Origin of the sequence: Aeromonas sp. FDAARGOS 1405 (assembly GCF_019048265.1) — a bacterium.
GTDB lineage: Bacteria > Pseudomonadota > Gammaproteobacteria > Enterobacterales > Aeromonadaceae > Aeromonas > Aeromonas veronii_A.
The window spans coordinates 831,228-847,898 of the sequence record NZ_CP077311.1; the positions used below are offsets into that span (position 1 = coordinate 831,228).

Consider the following 16,671-nt stretch of genomic DNA (forward strand, 5'->3'; position numbering starts at 1 on the left):
GGCCCCTGTTTTATGGGGGGAAATCCCCCCACCTAAAAGCGGAAGGTAAGACCGATATTGGCCTGCCACTGGGTCACCAGCTCCCCGCGTACCTTGAACACGCACTGCTCCGGGTTGCAGAGAAACTGGTTGTTGTCGTTAACCAGCGAGCCATAACCGCGCACCTCGGCCCGCAGCGCCAGATGCTCGGCGAGGCGCGGTTGCACCCCGAGCGCCAGCGACATGGAAGGGGTCACCTCGCTGTCGTAAGCGGCAAAGCGGGTCACCCCGATCCCGGCGCCGATATAGGGCGCCATCAGGTTGTCAGAGAGGGTCAGAGCACCGGCAAAGTGCAGGATGTCCACCGTCAGGCGATCCGGCTGGTCGGGAGAGAGGGTGGTGGACTGATGGCTGTAGAGCAGCTCGATCATGCCCGGATCATCCACCTCCTTGCTGATAAAGAGACCCCAACTGCCGGAGCCCTGCCCCTGCAGTGAATCGAGCGAGGCCGAGCGCGAGACCGGCTGCACCACCTCGTCACTCTTCTCGAAGTCGATGGCTGAGCTGTAGCCGAAAAACGGCGTCACCTGCCAACCGGATGTGGTTGCTGCCTCACTACTCCAGACCTGCCCGAGTGGCAGCAACAACCCCATCATCGCTATCCCGGCTCTCTTCATCATCCCCTGCTCCCTGTGTGATTGTGCAGAAAGCATACCAGAGGCATCCTGCGCTCATCCTAAATGGCAGCTGTACCGGTTCACTTTCATGGGGGGGATCACACTCATCGATGGCGCGGCAAAGCAGTACCATTGTGGCCTTGCCGTACTCCCCGCCACCATTCATCGACGGTTAACCTCTGCCACGTATGCTGGCGCCAAAGCGGGTCATAGGGACCAGTCATCACCACTCAGAAGGACATCAGGGAATGGTTGCCGCGCAACTTCACGACCCCCAAACCACCCTCGCGGATACCCTGCGGGCCACCGCGCACGCCATCGACGAGAGCCACATCAGCCTGCGCCAGATGCTGGAGCTGGTGGGCGAACAGGGCATGCTGCTGTTTTGTGTGCTGCTCACCGTCCCCTTTCTGTTGCCGGTCTCCATCCCCGGTGTCAGCACCCCGTTTGGCCTGCTGATCCTTTTTATCGGTATAGGCATCACCCTCAACCGGGTGCCCTGGCTACCCGCCATCCTGATGGAGCGCCGCTTCGCCGCCGACCAGCTCAAGCCGACCCTGCACAAGGGGGCAGATCTGCTGGCCCGTGTCGATCGCGTTATCCGCCCGCGTCTGCTGGTGCTGACCGGCAGCAGCACGGTCAACCGCTGCAACGGTCTGCTGATCATGCTGGCCGCCCTGCTGCTGATGCTACCCCTGGGCGCCATCCCCTTCACCAACGCCATGCCTGCCTGGGCCATCCTGCTGCTGGCCACCGGCATGTTGCAGCGGGACGGTCTGTTCGTCGCCAGCGGCTATCTGCTGGTAAGCGCAACCCTGGTCTGGTTCAGCGTGCTGGCCATCGGCTTGCTGATGGCGGGCCAGAGCGCCACCGGCCTGCTCGGCTAACCCCGATGCACAGAAAAAGGGCGACCAGATGGTCGCCCTTTTGGATTTGTGCGGGATACTGCCCGGTCAAAGCAGATCGTAGATAAGGGCCGAGATGGCAAGCAGCCCCATCACCAACACAAAAAGGGTACTCGGCCCGCGATAACGCTTGAGTGCGGGCAAGCGATAGATAGAGCAGGCTGGCAGCAGAAACAGGATCACCGCGATCAGCGGGCCACTGACGCGTTCGATGATGTCGAGCACATTGGGGTTCAGATAGGTGATGAGGGCGGTCACCAGAAACAGGATCACCGACGACACCCGGGCGATGGTCGACTCATTGAGAGAGAGCCCCAGCCCCTGACAGGCACCGCTCACCATGCTCACCGTCCCCTCGCTCACCCCCATGGAGGTGCCGAGGAAGGATTTGGACATGGCCAGAATGGCGATAAGCGGCCCCACATAAGCGATCAGCGGATTGGAGAACTTGTTCGCCAGCGCCGACAGCACGGAGATATTGTCGGTGCGGGCCAGCGCCATCTCGGCCTGACTCAGGCTCATCACGCAGCTCACCACGAAAAAGAGCACGCTGCCGCAAATCAGCATGCTGCTGTATTTGATGATCCGCTTGGCACGCAGGTCGGCACTCTCCTGACAACGCTTCTTCTGCGCCGCACTGAAGGAGGAGATAATGGGCGCATGGCTGAAGGAGAAGACCATCACCGGCACGATCAGCCAGAGGGATTTCCAGAACGCCGGATCACGCCACTCCACTGCCTGACTCTCGCTGAAATAGGAGAGGCTCCACTGGGGCAGCAGATAGATGGATAGGCCAATCAGAAAGGCGACCATCGGCAGAGCCAGCACGCTGATGGCCGACACCACGATCTGTTTGCCAGCCAACAGGATCAGATGCAGGCCCAGCATCACCCCCAGCACCAGCAAGCCGCGGGGAAGCTCGGCGTCCCCCAGCTGGTGAACCACGAAGCTCTGGATCGCATTGGTGATAGATATGCTGTAGACCAGAATGATGGGGTAGAAGGCCATCAGATAGACCAGCATCAGCAGCTTGCCCGCTCTGGCACCGAAGTGCTCCTCCACCACATGGGTGATATCCCCTTCCTTATGGGAGCTGGAGAGCACAAAGCGGCTCAATGCCCGGTGGGAATAATAAGAGAGCGGGAAAGCCAGCAATAATATAAATAGCAAAATAACCGGAGAATTACTGCCAACCGTAATAGGGAGAAATAACGTACCGGCACCAACCGCAGTGGCATATAAGCCCATGGTCCATACCGAATCGCTTTTCTCCCATTTCAATTTTGAAACAGGGTTACTCTTTTCAGCAATAGAAACACTCATTGCAATATATACCTTATTAGTCTGTCATCATTATTTTTATTGGCCCGAATAACAGGCTGGCGATATGTCATGGCAGATCGCCCTGTTCGTGAAAGAACAACACCGCCAGTGGCCAATAGGGCCACCGGAAGGGAACGGAGCTGCCACGCTACCATCGTTGAAATCGCCAACCTGGTCAAGGTTAATAATTCATGACCGTTTGAATCAGATTGTTTCAAAAGACAACGAAATGTGTCACATTCGTCATCCAGAACCAGATTCAAACCCTTTTGATAACATACCGATAAAACCTCATCCTGTTGCCCAACAACATAAATAAGACCAGCGATCAGGCCGATAATATTAACACCTTATCCTTTAGAATATGAGTTAAATAATAAGCCCAACTTTTCTACTAATTGACAGTGATGTCAGTCAACTTATTTAGAGTAAAAGAACGGGCTATTTCCGCCATGCGACCGGATAGACACTCTCAACCTGCCGGACAGTGTGCCACCCGGTTGCGGCCTGCCCGCTTGGCTCGATAGAGCCACTCGTCGGCCCGGGCCAGCGCCTGATTGATCTCCTCCTCCGGCTGCACCAGGGTTGTGCCCAGACTGACCGTGATGGCGACCGGATCGGCAGGCAATGCTTCGACAGCGGCACGGATCTGCTCCGCCATCTGCAGCAAACCGGCCTCATCGATCCGTGGCAACAGGATCAGAAACTCCTCGCCGCCGCTGCGCACAAAGAGATCGTCCGCCCGCAACAGGGCATCGATGCAGCCACTGAATCGCTGCAAGGCCCGATCTCCCTGCTGATGGCCGTAGTGATCGTTGATCTGCTTGAAGTGATCGATGTCGAGCATGATAAGGCCACAGGGCGCCTCCCCTGTCCGCAGCGGCTGGCAGTGCTCGAAGAAGAAGCGGCGGTTGTAGAGACCGGTCAGCTGATCGGTCTCGCTCTGGCGCTGCAGTCGCTGCTGCAACTCGTACTGGCGGGTAATATTGCGAGTCACCCAGGCCACCGCCCGCTTGCCGTCATAGAGGGAGGGCAGCGGCGCAATCTTGCCCTCGAAGCGTTGTACCCCCTGCGGCCCGACGGCGGCATTGATCCCCCCCACCTCGGCTGCTGAGAGCTCATACTCCACCACCCGCACCTGACCGCTCGCCAGTGACTCGGCAACCTGTGCCTTGACCCACATGGCCATCTCGGGTGGCAGCACATCGGCCAGTTGCTTGCCCGCCAGCGGATTGCCATCGTGATAGGATTGCTGCTCCATGCCGCCGATATATTCCACGTAATAACCATCTTCACTGAGGATGAAGATGGGATCTGGCAGTTGGGCCATCACTTCATAAAGCTGGGTTACCGAAAGCGCCACGGAGACTCCTGTACGTTAGGGTCAAACAGGGGGGAGATATTCTGCCTCAAGAGGACTCACTCGCCCTCATCGGCAACGGAGAAAAATCTGCCGTCATAGCCAACAATCCTTTACATCTAGCAGCATGCGGACGTCTCGGCCAGCAAGGATTGCCTGCGCCCACCGCCGCTCTGACTTGCGACCGTTCGCAGTGGCGGGTTGCCCCTCCCCCGCTCAATGATATCTCATTGTTTCAACTCACAAGTTCATTTACGCTGGCCGTCACGAGTCCAGTTTTTACCTCATCAGCCATCAGGAACGCCAGCCCCCAGCAACCGCAGGGGCTGTACCAGGGAAAAGGAATAGCCAGATGAAAAACGCCATCGTTACCGCCCGCTTCGACGCTATCAGTACCGAAGGGGAACAGCTCACCCTCAAGATCGCCATCAAGGCCCCCGAGCCGGATCCCAAGTCCGCCAGCGGTGACTGGCGCTGCAAGGTGAAGCTGGCGGGGCTGAGCGACAAAACCTTTATCTACGGCATCGACAGCCTGCAGGCCCTGAGCCTCGCCATCAAGTTTGTCGAAACTGAACTGCGCGCCTTCTCCGATGCGGGCTGGCAATTCTATCTGCCAGGCTGCCCCGATCACCCCATCGACATGAGCGCCTGCTACTTCCCGGCGCTCTAGCCCGGCCAACCCTAGGAGCCCGGATGCACGGACCCGACCCCGCCAATCCCCACCCCATGAACGGCTTTCCCCAGGTGTGTTTTATCAAGAACACCATCAAGGGGCCCAATATCGAGGTGGGTGACTACACCTATTACGACGACCCGGAGGATTCGGCGGGCTTCGAGCGCAACGTCCTCTACCACTTCCCCTTCGTCGGCGACAAGCTCATCATCGGCAAGTTCTGCGCCATCGCCCGCGGGGTGAAGTTCATCATGAACGGCGCCAACCACCAGACCTCCGGCTTCTCCACCTACCCCTTCTTTATCTTCGGCAACGGCTGGGAGCATGCCGCACCCGCCCCGGGTAGCCTCCCCTACAAGGGGGATACCGTCATCGGCAACGATGTCTGGATTGGCTATGAGGCTCTGATCATGCCGGGGGTAAAGGTCGGCAACGGCGCCATTATCGCCGCCCACTCCGTGGTCACCGGTGACGTGCCCGCCTACGCCGTGGTCGGCGGCAATCCCGCCAAGGTGATCCGCTACCGCTTCGACGACGACACCATAGCCCGTCTCAACGCCATCGCCTGGTGGGACTGGCCGGTGGAGCAGATCAGCCGCAACCTGCCGCTCATCAGCGGCGGCGAGATAGCCGCGCTGGAAGCGGCAATCCGCTAGAGACAAGCCCCATCAGGCATAGGGCCAGAAATGAGAAGAGGGTTGAGCGCACAGGCACTCAACCCTCTTTTTGATTGGTCGCAGACCGCTCAGTGGCTGGCGGAGCGACTACCGCTCCAGATCAGCTCGCCGCTGCGCAGCTCCATCAGGGTCATCGACAACCGATAACGGCTCCCCTGTGCCACCAGATCCCCGTAGAGCATGTAGCCGGCGCCGGTCTGGCGGCCAAGCCGCACCAGCGAGGCCGGGTTCATCCTGCCCTGCTGATACTCAAGCTGGCCGGTGATGGCCGCCACCTGCCCTTGGTCGACAAAGTGAAAACCGCTCTTGCTCTGGATGCGCTTGCTCATGGCCGCCGCCATGGCGCGGGTGTCCACCGGCTCGCCGGTGCCGTTCTGGGGCGGGGTGAGCAGCAGCACCGGCTGACCGGTTTGCGCCAGCTCCCGCACCTCGGGGGCCTGCACAAAGAGATCGGCCATGGCCTGCGCCAGTCCGGTCGGCGCCACCGGCTTGGGCTGAACGTCCCCGCTATCCGGTTTGGTCACCGGCTTGTCCGGCTGGCTCACTGGCTGATCGGGTTCACTGACAGGAGCCTGAGTACCACCGTAGGGATTGACCGCACAACCGCCCAGCAGCATGGCCCCCACCATCAACAAGGAACGCAGCTTCATCTTTTCTCTCCGCTAGAAATCCGTAAACGGGCATCAACACATGCCCGCATGGCGGAGCCCCTGCCCCGCATCCTCCTTATGCTAGGGACAAACCCCGACAGGGTCGATACGCCCACCACCACAGGGCGACAGAGACTGGCGAACCTGGGCCCACAAAAAGCTGGCACGGCTCCACCCGATTCCGTTAGGGTAGTGTCGGTAAAACATCAACAGTAACGCAGCGGTAAGCCCGGCACACAACACGTCGCAACCCGACAGAGATCATCACACTCAAGCAGGAAGCACTATGCAACTCACCCCACCCCAACCGCCTCAGGACGATGAGATCGAAGCGCTGCGCATTGGCCTCTCGGGCTTCAACAAGGATCACGCCGGCACCCATCTGCGCGAGCGGATCGCCAGCTTTATCAAGGATAAAGAGGGCAAGGTACACGGCGGCATCATCGCCGACATCAAGTGGGGCTGGCTGCATGTCGACTGGCTCTGGATCGACGAAAGCATCCGCCGCGATGGCTGGGGCGGCCGTCTGCTCGGCGCCATGGAGCAGTACGCCCAAAGCAAGGGCATCAGCAACTACCATCTGGAAACCACCAGTTTTCAGGCCCTCCCCTTCTACCAGAAGCAGGGTTACGAAGTCTTTGGCCAGCTGCCCGATATGCCGCCGGGGCATATCAGTTACTTTCTGAAAAAGCAGAGTTAATACAAAAGGGAGCCTTTCCCCATGATTGAAACTGGTGACATGAAGAGCTTATTAATCAGCATCAAGATGGACTCCAACCCCGTCAGTCTGTCATTTTGCAACAAAAATGAGGATACATAAATGAAGTGAATCATTTTCTACCGGAAGAGAAGAATAATATCGCATAGGGAACATCTTCCAATTCTGAACGCTACATATCACACCTTTGGACAAAATTGTTTTAGAAAAACTCTAGTCTTGAGTATACTACCCCAAACTTTTAAATTGATTTATAAAATTAATGTGGGTTGAGGGGCAAAAATTAAATGAGTAGATTAAAGAATCTATTAAAGAATGGCTTTTTTCCTATACAATTACCCCCTGCGTTTAACTCAATCTCATTTTCTGAGAAATGTGATTTATTTGAACCTGCATGGAAAGCTCAAAAAGCGCCTAAAACTCGCGCTGAAAAATACTCAGTGGCAAGATCATCTTACTACAGAAGAACGACCAGCATTCTCAACCCAATTGGATATTACAATATTGCCAGTGAAATAGATGAGCACTGGCAAAAGATTGAGGTTTTATATAGAAGAAGTGCTATATCATTAAGTAAACCTAAAATTGTTGACTCACTTAGATCAATAGAGATTAGCAAATTCAACGAGTTATATGAAGCCAAGATAAATAAGTCTTCTGGTTATAAGTATGCACTTATAACGGATATAGTAAGTTACTTTCCTAGTATTTACACTCATTCTATTCCATGGGCTGTACATACCAAAGCAGTTGCAAAAAAGAATACAAAGCAGGTTCCCGAATATTATGGCAATTTGTTAGACGCAAGATCAATGGCATTACAAGATGGCCAAACAATGGGAATACCTATCGGTCCTGACACATCACATATAATATCTGAAATAATCGGCTCGGCAATAGATAAAGAACTCCACGATGAATTGAAATATTGGCCAGCTGGGTTTAGATATGTTGACGATTATTATTTATTCTTCAATGCTAGAGAGGAAGCGGAGAGAGCTCTTGCAACGCTCACAAAGATAGTTGGAAATTATGAATTACAGATTAGCGCTGCGAAGACAAAGATATTAGAGGTCAAAGACCTAGTCGAAGAATCATGGAAGTACAGTATTAAAAAACTAACGATCTCTGCATCCAGACGGGCACAGAGAGATGATATACACAACTATTTCCAAAGAGTGTTTGCTTTAGAAAAGCAATTTAAGGATGAAAGCATTGTTAAGTACGCGCTAAAACAGATCTCATCTAGCATAATAAAAAAATCCAACTGGAATGTTTTTGAGTCTTATTTATTCAAGTGTGGATATGGTTTTCCCAATACACTCCAGATAATTGTAAATATTTTTAGCACCTATAAGAAATATAACTACCCACTTGACAGTAAAGCTCTCTACAGATTTTGTAATAATTTGATTATAGAGCATGCCATACCTGACCACCATGGTGAAGTTTCTTGGTTACTATGGTTGGCAAAAGAAATGAAAACCTCTTTAAAAAGAGAGGTTATTCGAGAAATAGAAAAGATGTCCAGCAATGTATGCAAACTAATGGTGATAGACCTTTATGAGTCAAAAATAATTAAGCACTCATTGAAGGCCGATACACTTAGACAATATGCAAACAGTGATTGCCTAATGACTGAAGATTGGCTTTTAACATATGAGGCGGGCAAGAGGATGTGGTTAAAAAACAGTGATTCCACTTTTATCACCAGTAACTATTTTTTTAACCAGCTAATTAAGAATAACGTTTCTTTCTACGATAAAAATGCAACTTGCCACTCTATTTTTGACGTAAAAGACACTATAAGATTGAATGAGGAGTGGTTTGATATTGATGCTGATATACGTGACAATTTTTATTTTGATGATCTAGATGAGGAGTATTTTGATAGCGCAGACAGATGTGATGATGATGACGACATAGAATATTAATAATAGATATTAATTAATACTTTATGAATTGGACGCGTCAACTAAAGAAGTACCGCAGAGCGCACTGAATAAAGTGAATTGCAACTCTCGTCACAATCGCGGTGCAATGCGCTCCGCTTATTGCACCCTACGACTACTTCCTGAGGTTATGGCGGGCACGGTTTTGGTTCCCCCTCCAATGCGCCGAGGGGAAGGTGCAAGGTCAGGAGCGCCATCAGGGATGATGTCGCAGACGCAGCCGGCACAGGGATGTGCCGTCTGCGGCGGTCCGTCCGACCTTGCACCTGACCCGAGGGAAACCGCGTAGCGGTCGGGTTGGTGGGGGTGGCCTTTCTTTTGGTGACTTTTCTTTGGCCACGCAAAGAAAAGTTACTCGCCCCGGCCCGAAGGGCGGGCGAAACCCCTTCGAGGCCAGCGGCCTCGCGTCCTGCACGGCGCAGCCGTGCCTGCTCGCCACAGGCACGGAGTCTGGCTGGACGCTGGGATGCCACCGGCAAAGGGGGGCATGGCCGCCCCTATCGGCCCAAGAAGGGTTCCCAGTCCTTGAACACCGGCTGCAACCCCGCCTGCCGCACGGCGGCGGCCACTTCCCCCACCGGGCGGTCGTCGTGGATGGCGAACTGCTCCAGCTCCTCCGCATCCCCCTCGGCATAGCCACCCGGCTGGGTACGCGATTCGGCCGACATCTGGGTGATGCCAAGGCGCACCGCGCCGTTGCGAAACGTAGCCGACTCGCGGGTGGAGAGGGACAAGTCCAGCGTGGGCGAGAAGAGGCGCCAGGCGCAGATAAGCTGGGCCAGCTGACGATCCGACATGACCACGGCAGGCTCCAGCCCGCCGGTGCAGGGGCGCAGGCGCGGGAAGGAGAGCGAGTAGCGGCTCTGCCAGTGGTGACGCTCAAGCCAGCTCAGATGCTCGGCGACAAAGTAGCTGTCGGCGCGCCAGTCCGAGGAGAGGCCGATCAGCGCCCCCAACCCGATTTTGTCGATACCGGCGCGGCCCAGCCGATCCGGCGTGGCGAGGCGCCATGCGATGTCCCGCTTGTTGCCGCGCAGGTGGTGGCGGGCGTAGGTGGGGGCGTGGTAGGTCTCCTGATAGACCATGACGGCGTCGAGGCCGAGGCTTTTCAGCTCGGCATATTCGGCCTGCGAGAGGGGCTGCACCTCCATCCCCACCGTGCTGAAGTGGCGGCGGATGATGGGCATCACCTCGCGAAAATAGGCGAGCCCCACCTTGTGCTCGTGCTCGCCGGTCACCAGCAGCACGCTGTCAAAGCCGCGCGCCTTGATGGCCAGACACTCGCGCTCAATCTCCTCTGCATTCAAAGTCTTGCGCTTGAGGCGGTTGCTCATGGAGAAGCCGCAGTAGGTGCAGTCGTTGGCGCAGAGGTTCGACAGATAGAGCGGCACATAGAAGCCGATGGTGTTGCCAAAACGCTGGCGGGTCAGCCGCTCGGCCTCGGCTGCCATCTGCGGCAGATACGCCTCGGCGGCAGGGGAGATCAGCGCCATAAAATCGGCCAGAGTGCGGCGGGGAGCACTCAGCGCCCGCTCTACATCGGCGGCGGTCTTGGCACGGATCTGCATGCCGATATCGTCCCACTCCAGCTCCTGCCATCGATTGGCAAAATCCAACCCCCTCCCGGCCTCCCCCTTGGGAGGGGGAGGAGTGCAGGGATCGCCCCCTTCAAGTACCGAATCAGCCGAAACCCTCACCCCCAGCCCCTCTCCCTGAGGGAGAGGGGGGCTAAACACATCAGCCTCGGGAGAAACCGAGAAAGAGGACATGGCGATTGGCTCTTGCCCCGAGCCAGCATCATGACTCATAACGCCCCCAGAAAATCGGTCAGCGGGCTGGAGGCTTGAGCCTGCAGAGCGCGGGCACCGAGGCCCGCCTCATAGGCGCTGCGACCGGCGGTGCAGGCTAGTGCAAAGGCGCGGCCCATGGCGACTGGGTCGCCGCTCACCGCGATGGCGGTGTTGACCAGCACGGCGTCGGCACCCAGCTCAAAGGCGGCGGCGGCGTGGCTCGGCGCACCTATGCCCGCATCCACCACCACAGGCACATTGGCCTGCTCGACGATGATGGAGAGAAACTCCCGGGTCACCAGCCCCTGATTGGAACCGATGGGCGCACCAAGCGGCATCACGGCAGCGCAGCCCACCTCTTCGAGCCGCTTGCACAGCACGGGGTCGGCACCGCAGTAGGGCAGCACCACAAAGCCCGCTTTCACCAGCTGCTCAGCGGCTTTGAGCGTCTCGATGGGCTCGGGCAAGAGGTAACGGGGATCGGGGTGGATCTCCAGCTTCAGCCAGTTCGTACCCAGCGCCTCGCGGGCGAGGTGGGCGGCAAACACCGCCTCGGCGGCGGTCTTGGCGCCGGAGGTGTTGGGCAGCAGCTTGACCCCGAGTTGCAGCAAGGGGCTCAGGATATCGTCGTGGGCCTTGCCCGGTTCGAGCCGCTTGATGGCCATGGTGACCAGTTGGGAGCCGCTCGCCTCGATGGCGGCGGCCATCAGTTCCGGGCGGGCAAACTTGCCAGTGCCGGTAAAGAGGCGCGATGAGAAGGTGTGATCGGCAATGGTCAGCATGTCAGCCTCCGGCAATGGCGGTGAAGAGATGGAGTTCGTCTCCGTCATTGAGACGGGTCTCGGCCCAGCGGCCACGGGGCAGCACGGCGCCGTTAAGGGCCACCGCCACTCCCTGTGGATTAACGTCTTGCGCCACCAGCAGGTCGGCCACGCTCTGCCCTGCCGTCAGAGGCTGGGCTTTATCGTTGAGTCGAATGGTGAGGGTCATGGGGTGATCTCCTTATCGTGTGTCGCGTATCGGCGCTGCCCGCAAACCGGGCAATCGGGGTCGGGGGCCAGAGTGAGGGTCTGCCACTGATGGGTCAAAGCATCGAAGCGGCGCAATGTGCCAGCGACCGGACTTGGCAAACCGAGCAGCAGTTTCAGTGCCTCCAGCGCCTGCAGGGAGCCCATCACCCCGACCAGCGGGCCGGTGACGCCGCTGGTCTCGCAGCTCTGGGCGAGCTTGGTATCCAGCGGATAGAGGCAGGCGTAGCAGGCGTGATCGCTGCTGGTACGCGCCATCAGCTGCCCCTGCCAACCCACTGCGGCGGCGGAGATCCAGGGCTTGTCCTGAGCCACGCAGGCGGCGTTGATGGCCTGCCGAGTGGCGAGGTTGTCGCAGCAGTCGATCACCAGATCTACCTCGGCCACAAACTCCGGCAGGCTGGCGGCATCGAGCCGCTGGTTGATGGCGATCAGCTCCACCAGCGGGTTGTGGGCGGCCAAGCGCTCGCGGGCCAGCTCCGCCTTGGAGTGGTTGACCGCCTCGCTATCGAACAGGATCTGGCGCGGCAAGTTGCTGGAGTCCACCGTGTCGCCATCGGCCAGCCACAAGGTGCCCACCCCGGCCCCGGCGAGATAGAGGGCGAGCGGCGAGCCGATCCCTCCCAAGCCCACGATCAGCACGGACTTATCTTTCAGCCGCGCCTGACCCGCCTCCCCCACTTCCGCCAGCATCAGCTGGCGGCCGTATCTCAGATACTCTTTGTCACTAAGAGAAGCGGCATCAGAGCGCATGTTCAGCCTCCCGTATAACAGTGGCCGAACGCGGCTCATCCCCCGCCCCCACGGCGGCAAGCAGCCGTTCGGTCACCCCCTGCCAGTCGTCGCTGGCAGTGATGGCCGAGACCAGCGCGATACTGCCGACCCCACTCTCCTTGACCGCCGCCACCCGCTCCTCGCTGATGCCGCCAATGGCCACCGTCGGCCACTCCGCCATCAGGGCGCGGTAGCGGTGCAGCCGCAGCAGCCCCTGCGGGCGCGAAGGCATCGCCTTGGTGTTGGTCGGGAAGATATGACCCAGCGCCATATAGGAGGGGGCCAGCTCGCGGGCCCGCATCAGCTCGAAGTAGCCGTGGGTGGAGATGCCAAGGCGCAGCCCGGCCGCCTGAATGGCGGCGAGATCGGCGGTCTCCATGTCCTCCTGCCCCAGATGCACGCCCCAGGCGCCCGCCTCGATGGCCTGCTGCCAGTAGTCGTTGATAAAGAGCCGCGCCCCATGGCGGCGACCGAGCGCTACCGCATCGCGAATGGCCGGAGCCACCTGAGCGACAGGCAGATTCTTGATCCGCAGCTGGATGGTCTTGACCCCCTGCCCCAGCAGGCGGCGCAGCCACTTGACCGAGTCCACCACCGGATAGAGGCCGAGGTTGTGTTCGGTGGCGGCAAAGGGGCCATCCGGCAGGCGGGCACTGCTTGTTTCATAAAGCCCGAAGCGGCGATCGATTGTTGAGCCCGCCAATACGGCTCGGGGGAAGTGAGCCAGATCGGCGGGCCAGCCGAGATGGGCGATGGGGCCCGGGCCTGCCCCCACCCCCTGCGCCGCCGCCAACCCCTGTTGCAGGTAGGCTCGCGCCAGGGTGATGGCGTCCTCCACCGGATAATCCTGCGCCACCACGGCGGCAATGGCGCTGGCGTAACAGCAGCCGGTGCCGTGACCGTGGCGGGTATCGAGGCGCGGCGCCGCCAGCCAGAATTCGCGGGTCTCGTCCTGGTAGTAATCGAGGCAGAGATCGCCACTCCACTCCAGATGGCCCCCCTTGACCAGCACGGCGCGGGCGCCGAGTTCGCGCAGGCGGCGGGCGGCAAGGCGCACCAGTTCGGGGCTGCTGACCGGCAGTCCGGTCAGGGCTTCCAGCTCGGGGCCGTTGGGGGTAATAAGCGACAGACGTGGCAGCAGCTGTTCGCGCACCGCCCCCAGCATATTGGGCTCCGCCATCGGGGTGCCGGTGCTGGCAATGGCCACCGGGTCGTAGACCACGAAGGGGGCCGGGGTGGCCGCCAGTCGGCGGGCCAGCACCTCCACATGGAGCCGGGTCGGCAGCAGGCCTATCTTGATGGCGGCAGGCGGCAGATCGACGCCAAGGGCGTCGATCTGGGCGGTGAAGGTCTGCATCAGCACGGGGTCGACCATCTTCACCGCCACCGAGTTCTGGGCGGTAATGGCGGAGATGACCGAGCAACCGTGCACGCCAAGGTCGTGCAATGTGTGCAAGTCGGCCTGAATGCCAGCGCCGCCGCCGGAGTCTGAACCGGCGATGGTCCAAACCACAGGTCGAGAGTCGGTCACGGGCGACAGATCGGCGGGGCTGACAGCCCCGCTTGCGCTGCTCACGCCTCCTCCCCGGCGGCCTGTTTCAGCGCCGCCGCCTGATGGTAGATCTCGCCGCCAGTCTCCTTGAAGGTTTCGGCCATGCGGGCCATGCCGCTCTCCACCTCGGCCACCACCTGCTCCTGCTGGCCATCCATGCCGACCAGCTTGATCTCCACCGCCTCCAGCTTGGCCGCGTAATCGCGCACGTCCTGAGTGATCTTCATGGAGCAGAACTTGGGCCCGCACATGGAGCAGAAGTGAGCCACCTTGCCTGACTCCTGGGGCAGGGTTTCGTCGTGGTAGGCGCGGGCGGTGTCAGGATCCAGGGCCAGATTGAACTGATCCTCCCAGCGGAACTCGAAACGCGCCTTGGACATGGCGTTGTCGCGGATCTGGGCCCCCGGATGACCCTTGGCCAGATCGGCGGCGTGGGCGGCGATCTTGTAGGTAATCAGCCCCTGCTTCACATCCTCCTTGTTGGGCAGCCCCAGATGCTCCTTGGGGGTGACGTAGCAGAGCATGGCGCAGCCGTACCAGCCGATGAGCGCGGCACCGATGCCGGAGGTGAAGTGATCGTAACCGGGGGCGATGTCGGTGGTGAGCGGGCCCAGCGTATAGAACGGCGCCTCGTGGCAGTGATCCAGCTGCTCGGTCATGTTGCGCTCGATCATGTGCATCGGCACATGACCCGGCCCCTCGATCATCACCTGCACGTCGTACTCCCACGCAATTTTGGTCAGCTCGCCCAGGGTGCGCAGCTCGGCGAACTGGGCCTCGTCGTTGGCATCATAGACGGAGCCCGGACGCAGACCATCGCCCAGCGACAGGGCCACATCATAGGCGGCGCAGATCTCGCAAATTTCTCGGAAGTGCTGGTAGAGGAAGTTCTCTTTATGGTGGGAGAGGCACCACTTGGCCATGATGCTGCCGCCGCGCGAGACGATGCCGGTGAGGCGCTTGGCGGTCATCGGCACAAAGCGCAGCAAGACACCGGCGTGGATGGTGAAGTAGTCCACCCCCTGCTCGGCCTGCTCCAGCAGGGTGTCGCGGAACAGCTCCCAGGTGAGGTCTTCGGCGATGCCGTTGGTCTTTTCCAGCGCCTGATAGATGGGCACGGTACCGATGGGCACCGGGCTGTTGCGCAGGATCCACTCGCGGGTCTCGTGGATATAGCGGCCGGTGGAGAGATCCATCACGGTGTCGGCGCCCCAACGGGTCGACCAGACCAGCTTCTCCACCTCCTCTTCGATGCTGGAGGTGACCGCCGAGTTACCGATATTGGCGTTGATCTTCACCAGAAAATTGCGGCCGATGATCATCGGCTCCGCTTCCGGGTGGTTGATGTTGCTGGGGATGATGGCGCGACCGGCGGCCACCTCATCGCGCACAAATTCGGGGGTGATATTTTCCGGCAGGCGGGCACCGAAATCGCGGCCCGGATGCTGGGTACGCAACAGCTCGGAGCGCACCCGCTCACGCCCCATGTTCTCGCGAATGGCGATAAATTCCATCTCGGGAGTAACGATACCGGCACGGGCGTAGTGGAGCTGGGTGACCCGGCGGCCCGGCTTGGCGCGGCGTGGCTTGGGCAGATGCTCGAAGCGCAGGTGATCCAGCCCCTCGTCGGCCAGCCGCTCCTGAGTGAAGGTGGAGCTGAGCCCCGGCAGTTCGTCGGTATCATCGCGCTCCAGCACCCAGTTCTCCCGCAGGCGCGGCAGGCCACGGCGCACGTCGATGGCAACCCCCTCCTCCCCGTAACGGCCCGAGGTGTCGTAGACCGGCACCGGCTCGTTGGGCTCGAACTGAGGAGCCTCTTTGGTGCCGCCGACGAAGGTGTCGGCCAGCTGGATCTCCCGCAGGGGAACACGAATATCGGCGCGGGAGCCTTCGATAAAGATGCGACGGGAGTTGGGATGAGCCATCCCCTTGAGGCTGTCGATAAAGGCCTGAGCGCTGGATCGCTGCTCGCGGCGGCTGGATTTGGCGGTATCAGATACAGAAGTAGACATAGCAAAACTCACATTAACTGGTTGAAGTTATGGGTGTTTGCTTGTCTGGAGTTCGAGGAGAAGATGAACTTGCGGCGGGGTGTTTATCTCGGGAGGGAGTGCGCGCGGGATGGATCTCCGCGCTGCTGTTCTGTCGCTTCCCGCTCTCTGCTCGCTGTGGGCAAGGCACCCCACGTGCTGGACAACCGGACGGGACAGACTCCCTCCTGTGCGCCCTGACCCATCAAGGGTGAGCCCTTTGATGAGCGGAAGAGGCTTGTTCCTCCTCCGGCGCGGTAACCCGCAAGTTACCCTTGTTCCCTTCGCAGGTTTTAACCTGATCAGGTTCCACGGATCCCGAATTAACGGTCTCAGCTTCGCGTCGTTCGACGGTCAGCACTCCGACAAGATGGCGCCAGTATAAGGGGGAAAATCCAAAGCACAAGCCGTTAACAATCTGGCCAACACGCCTCTTTCAACAAATGAGTGAACAATGCCTCGCTCACGGGGCCACCCCAAACAGAGGCCAAACCTGCGTTGGCATCACCTTGGCAAGCCATAGCTTCCCGCTGTGATCATGCAGGGACAGGAGGACAAAAAGAGGGAAAAGCGAAGTGCGCTG

Annotated in this window: 16 protein-coding genes and 1 riboswitch; of the genes, 6 read left to right on the forward strand and 10 right to left on the reverse strand. The window is 59.0% G+C overall.

The window, feature by feature from the left end:
* Nucleotides 1–32 precede the first annotated feature (32 nt).
* Nucleotides 33–656, reverse strand: a complete 624-nt coding sequence (locus I6L35_RS03970) for an outer membrane beta-barrel protein (RefSeq protein ID WP_159159217.1) — start codon at nucleotides 654–656, stop codon at nucleotides 33–35.
* Between the two features lie 248 nt (nucleotides 657–904).
* Here I6L35_RS03970 and I6L35_RS03975 point away from each other — a divergent pair, with 248 nt between their 5' ends.
* Nucleotides 905–1,543, forward strand: coding sequence for an exopolysaccharide biosynthesis protein (locus I6L35_RS03975; RefSeq protein ID WP_216979593.1), 639 nt, complete (start codon nucleotides 905–907; stop codon nucleotides 1,541–1,543).
* Between the two features lie 66 nt (nucleotides 1,544–1,609).
* Here the strand turns inward: I6L35_RS03975 and I6L35_RS03980 are convergent, their stop codons facing one another.
* The gene (locus I6L35_RS03980) at nucleotides 1,610–2,884 is read right to left on the reverse strand and encodes an amino acid permease (protein WP_216979594.1); all 1,275 of its coding nucleotides are present in this window, start codon (nucleotides 2,882–2,884) and stop codon (nucleotides 1,610–1,612) included.
* Between the two features lie 64 nt (nucleotides 2,885–2,948).
* On the opposite strand from I6L35_RS03980, the gene I6L35_RS03985 reads away from it, so the two are divergent.
* Nucleotides 2,949–3,203, forward strand: coding sequence for a hypothetical protein (locus tag I6L35_RS03985; protein WP_216979595.1), 255 nt, complete (start codon nucleotides 2,949–2,951; stop codon nucleotides 3,201–3,203).
* A 153-nt stretch (nucleotides 3,204–3,356) separates the two neighbouring features.
* On the opposite strand, the gene I6L35_RS03990 is transcribed toward I6L35_RS03985, so the two are convergent.
* Nucleotides 3,357–4,247, reverse strand: a complete 891-nt coding sequence (locus I6L35_RS03990) for a sensor domain-containing diguanylate cyclase (protein ID WP_216979596.1) — start codon at nucleotides 4,245–4,247, stop codon at nucleotides 3,357–3,359.
* 349 nt (nucleotides 4,248–4,596) lie between these two features.
* Between I6L35_RS03990 and I6L35_RS03995 the strand changes: the two genes are divergently transcribed.
* On the forward strand, nucleotides 4,597–4,914 hold the full coding sequence (locus tag I6L35_RS03995) for a hypothetical protein (protein ID WP_058056329.1): 318 nt from the start codon (nucleotides 4,597–4,599) through the stop codon (nucleotides 4,912–4,914).
* A 23-nt stretch (nucleotides 4,915–4,937) separates the two neighbouring features.
* Nucleotides 4,938–5,573, forward strand: a complete 636-nt coding sequence (locus tag I6L35_RS04000; protein ID WP_216979597.1) for a Vat family streptogramin A O-acetyltransferase — start codon at nucleotides 4,938–4,940, stop codon at nucleotides 5,571–5,573.
* 89 nt (nucleotides 5,574–5,662) lie between these two features.
* On the opposite strand, the gene I6L35_RS04005 is transcribed toward I6L35_RS04000, so the two are convergent.
* Complete coding sequence (locus I6L35_RS04005; RefSeq protein ID WP_216979598.1) at nucleotides 5,663–6,244, reverse strand: penicillin-binding protein activator LpoB; 582 nt, start codon at nucleotides 6,242–6,244, stop codon at nucleotides 5,663–5,665.
* Nucleotides 6,245–6,530: 286 nt separating this feature from the next.
* Here I6L35_RS04005 and I6L35_RS04010 point away from each other — a divergent pair, with 286 nt between their 5' ends.
* Together I6L35_RS04010 and I6L35_RS04015 are read left to right on the forward strand one after the other, a co-directional pair.
* Nucleotides 6,531–6,944: a GNAT family N-acetyltransferase gene (locus I6L35_RS04010; RefSeq protein WP_201968239.1), complete on the forward strand. Its 414-nt coding sequence runs from the start codon at nucleotides 6,531–6,533 to the stop codon at nucleotides 6,942–6,944.
* A 305-nt stretch (nucleotides 6,945–7,249) separates the two neighbouring features.
* The gene (locus I6L35_RS04015; protein ID WP_216979599.1) at nucleotides 7,250–8,896 is read left to right on the forward strand and encodes an RNA-directed DNA polymerase; all 1,647 of its coding nucleotides are present in this window, start codon (nucleotides 7,250–7,252) and stop codon (nucleotides 8,894–8,896) included.
* Between the two features lie 515 nt (nucleotides 8,897–9,411).
* On the opposite strand, the gene thiH is transcribed toward I6L35_RS04015, so the two are convergent.
* The 6 genes from thiH to thiC are packed head-to-tail and all read right to left on the reverse strand — an operon-like array spanning nucleotide 9,412 to nucleotide 16,070.
* Nucleotides 9,412–10,683 carry a 2-iminoacetate synthase ThiH gene (thiH, locus tag I6L35_RS04020; protein ID WP_216980234.1) on the reverse strand — a complete coding sequence of 424 codons (1,272 nt, stop codon included), beginning with the start codon at nucleotides 10,681–10,683 and terminating at the stop codon, nucleotides 9,412–9,414.
* A gap of 35 nt (nucleotides 10,684–10,718) precedes the next feature.
* A complete protein-coding gene (locus I6L35_RS04025; protein ID WP_216979600.1) occupies nucleotides 10,719–11,486 on the reverse strand; it encodes a thiazole synthase in 768 nt (255 codons plus the stop codon).
* Nucleotide 11,487: 1 nt separating this feature from the next.
* A complete protein-coding gene (gene thiS / locus I6L35_RS04030; RefSeq protein WP_005342953.1) occupies nucleotides 11,488–11,694 on the reverse strand; it encodes a sulfur carrier protein ThiS in 207 nt (68 codons plus the stop codon).
* Complete coding sequence (locus I6L35_RS04035) at nucleotides 11,691–12,485, reverse strand: HesA/MoeB/ThiF family protein (RefSeq protein ID WP_216979601.1); 795 nt, start codon at nucleotides 12,483–12,485, stop codon at nucleotides 11,691–11,693. Before I6L35_RS04035 ends, thiS begins: the two co-directional genes overlap by 4 nt.
* Entirely contained in the window at nucleotides 12,475–14,082 is a 1,608-nt protein-coding gene (thiE, locus tag I6L35_RS04040) for a thiamine phosphate synthase (RefSeq protein WP_216979602.1), read from the reverse strand. Before thiE ends, I6L35_RS04035 begins: the two co-directional genes overlap by 11 nt.
* A complete protein-coding gene (gene thiC / locus I6L35_RS04045; RefSeq protein WP_302056541.1) occupies nucleotides 14,079–16,070 on the reverse strand; it encodes a phosphomethylpyrimidine synthase ThiC in 1,992 nt (663 codons plus the stop codon). Before thiC ends, thiE begins: the two co-directional genes overlap by 4 nt.
* 280 nt (nucleotides 16,071–16,350) lie before the next feature.
* Nucleotides 16,351–16,463, reverse strand: a riboswitch (TPP riboswitch).
* Between the last annotated feature and the right edge of the window lie 208 nt (nucleotides 16,464–16,671).

Coding starts and splice junctions, on each gene's coding strand:
- I6L35_RS03970 (WP_159159217.1), bottom strand. CDS start 656: ATGAAGAGAGCCGGGATAGCGATGATGGGGTTGTTGCTGCCACTCGGG.
- I6L35_RS04015 (WP_216979599.1), top strand. CDS start 7,250: ATGAGTAGATTAAAGAATCTATTAAAGAATGGCTTTTTTCCTATACAA.
- thiC (WP_302056541.1), bottom strand. CDS start 16,070: ATGTCTACTTCTGTATCTGATACCGCCAAATCCAGCCGCCGCGAGCAG.
- thiH (WP_216980234.1), bottom strand. CDS start 10,683: ATGTCCTCTTTCTCGGTTTCTCCCGAGGCTGATGTGTTTAGCCCCCCT.
- I6L35_RS03985 (WP_216979595.1), top strand. CDS start 2,949: ATGTCATGGCAGATCGCCCTGTTCGTGAAAGAACAACACCGCCAGTGG.
- I6L35_RS03980 (WP_216979594.1), bottom strand. CDS start 2,884: ATGAGTGTTTCTATTGCTGAAAAGAGTAACCCTGTTTCAAAATTGAAA.
- I6L35_RS03995 (WP_058056329.1), top strand. CDS start 4,597: ATGAAAAACGCCATCGTTACCGCCCGCTTCGACGCTATCAGTACCGAA.
- I6L35_RS03975 (WP_216979593.1), top strand. CDS start 905: ATGGTTGCCGCGCAACTTCACGACCCCCAAACCACCCTCGCGGATACC.
- I6L35_RS04000 (WP_216979597.1), top strand. CDS start 4,938: ATGCACGGACCCGACCCCGCCAATCCCCACCCCATGAACGGCTTTCCC.
- thiS (WP_005342953.1), bottom strand. CDS start 11,694: ATGACCCTCACCATTCGACTCAACGATAAAGCCCAGCCTCTGACGGCA.
- I6L35_RS04005 (WP_216979598.1), bottom strand. CDS start 6,244: ATGAAGCTGCGTTCCTTGTTGATGGTGGGGGCCATGCTGCTGGGCGGT.
- I6L35_RS04035 (WP_216979601.1), bottom strand. CDS start 12,485: ATGCGCTCTGATGCCGCTTCTCTTAGTGACAAAGAGTATCTGAGATAC.
- I6L35_RS04010 (WP_201968239.1), top strand. CDS start 6,531: ATGCAACTCACCCCACCCCAACCGCCTCAGGACGATGAGATCGAAGCG.
- I6L35_RS04025 (WP_216979600.1), bottom strand. CDS start 11,486: ATGCTGACCATTGCCGATCACACCTTCTCATCGCGCCTCTTTACCGGC.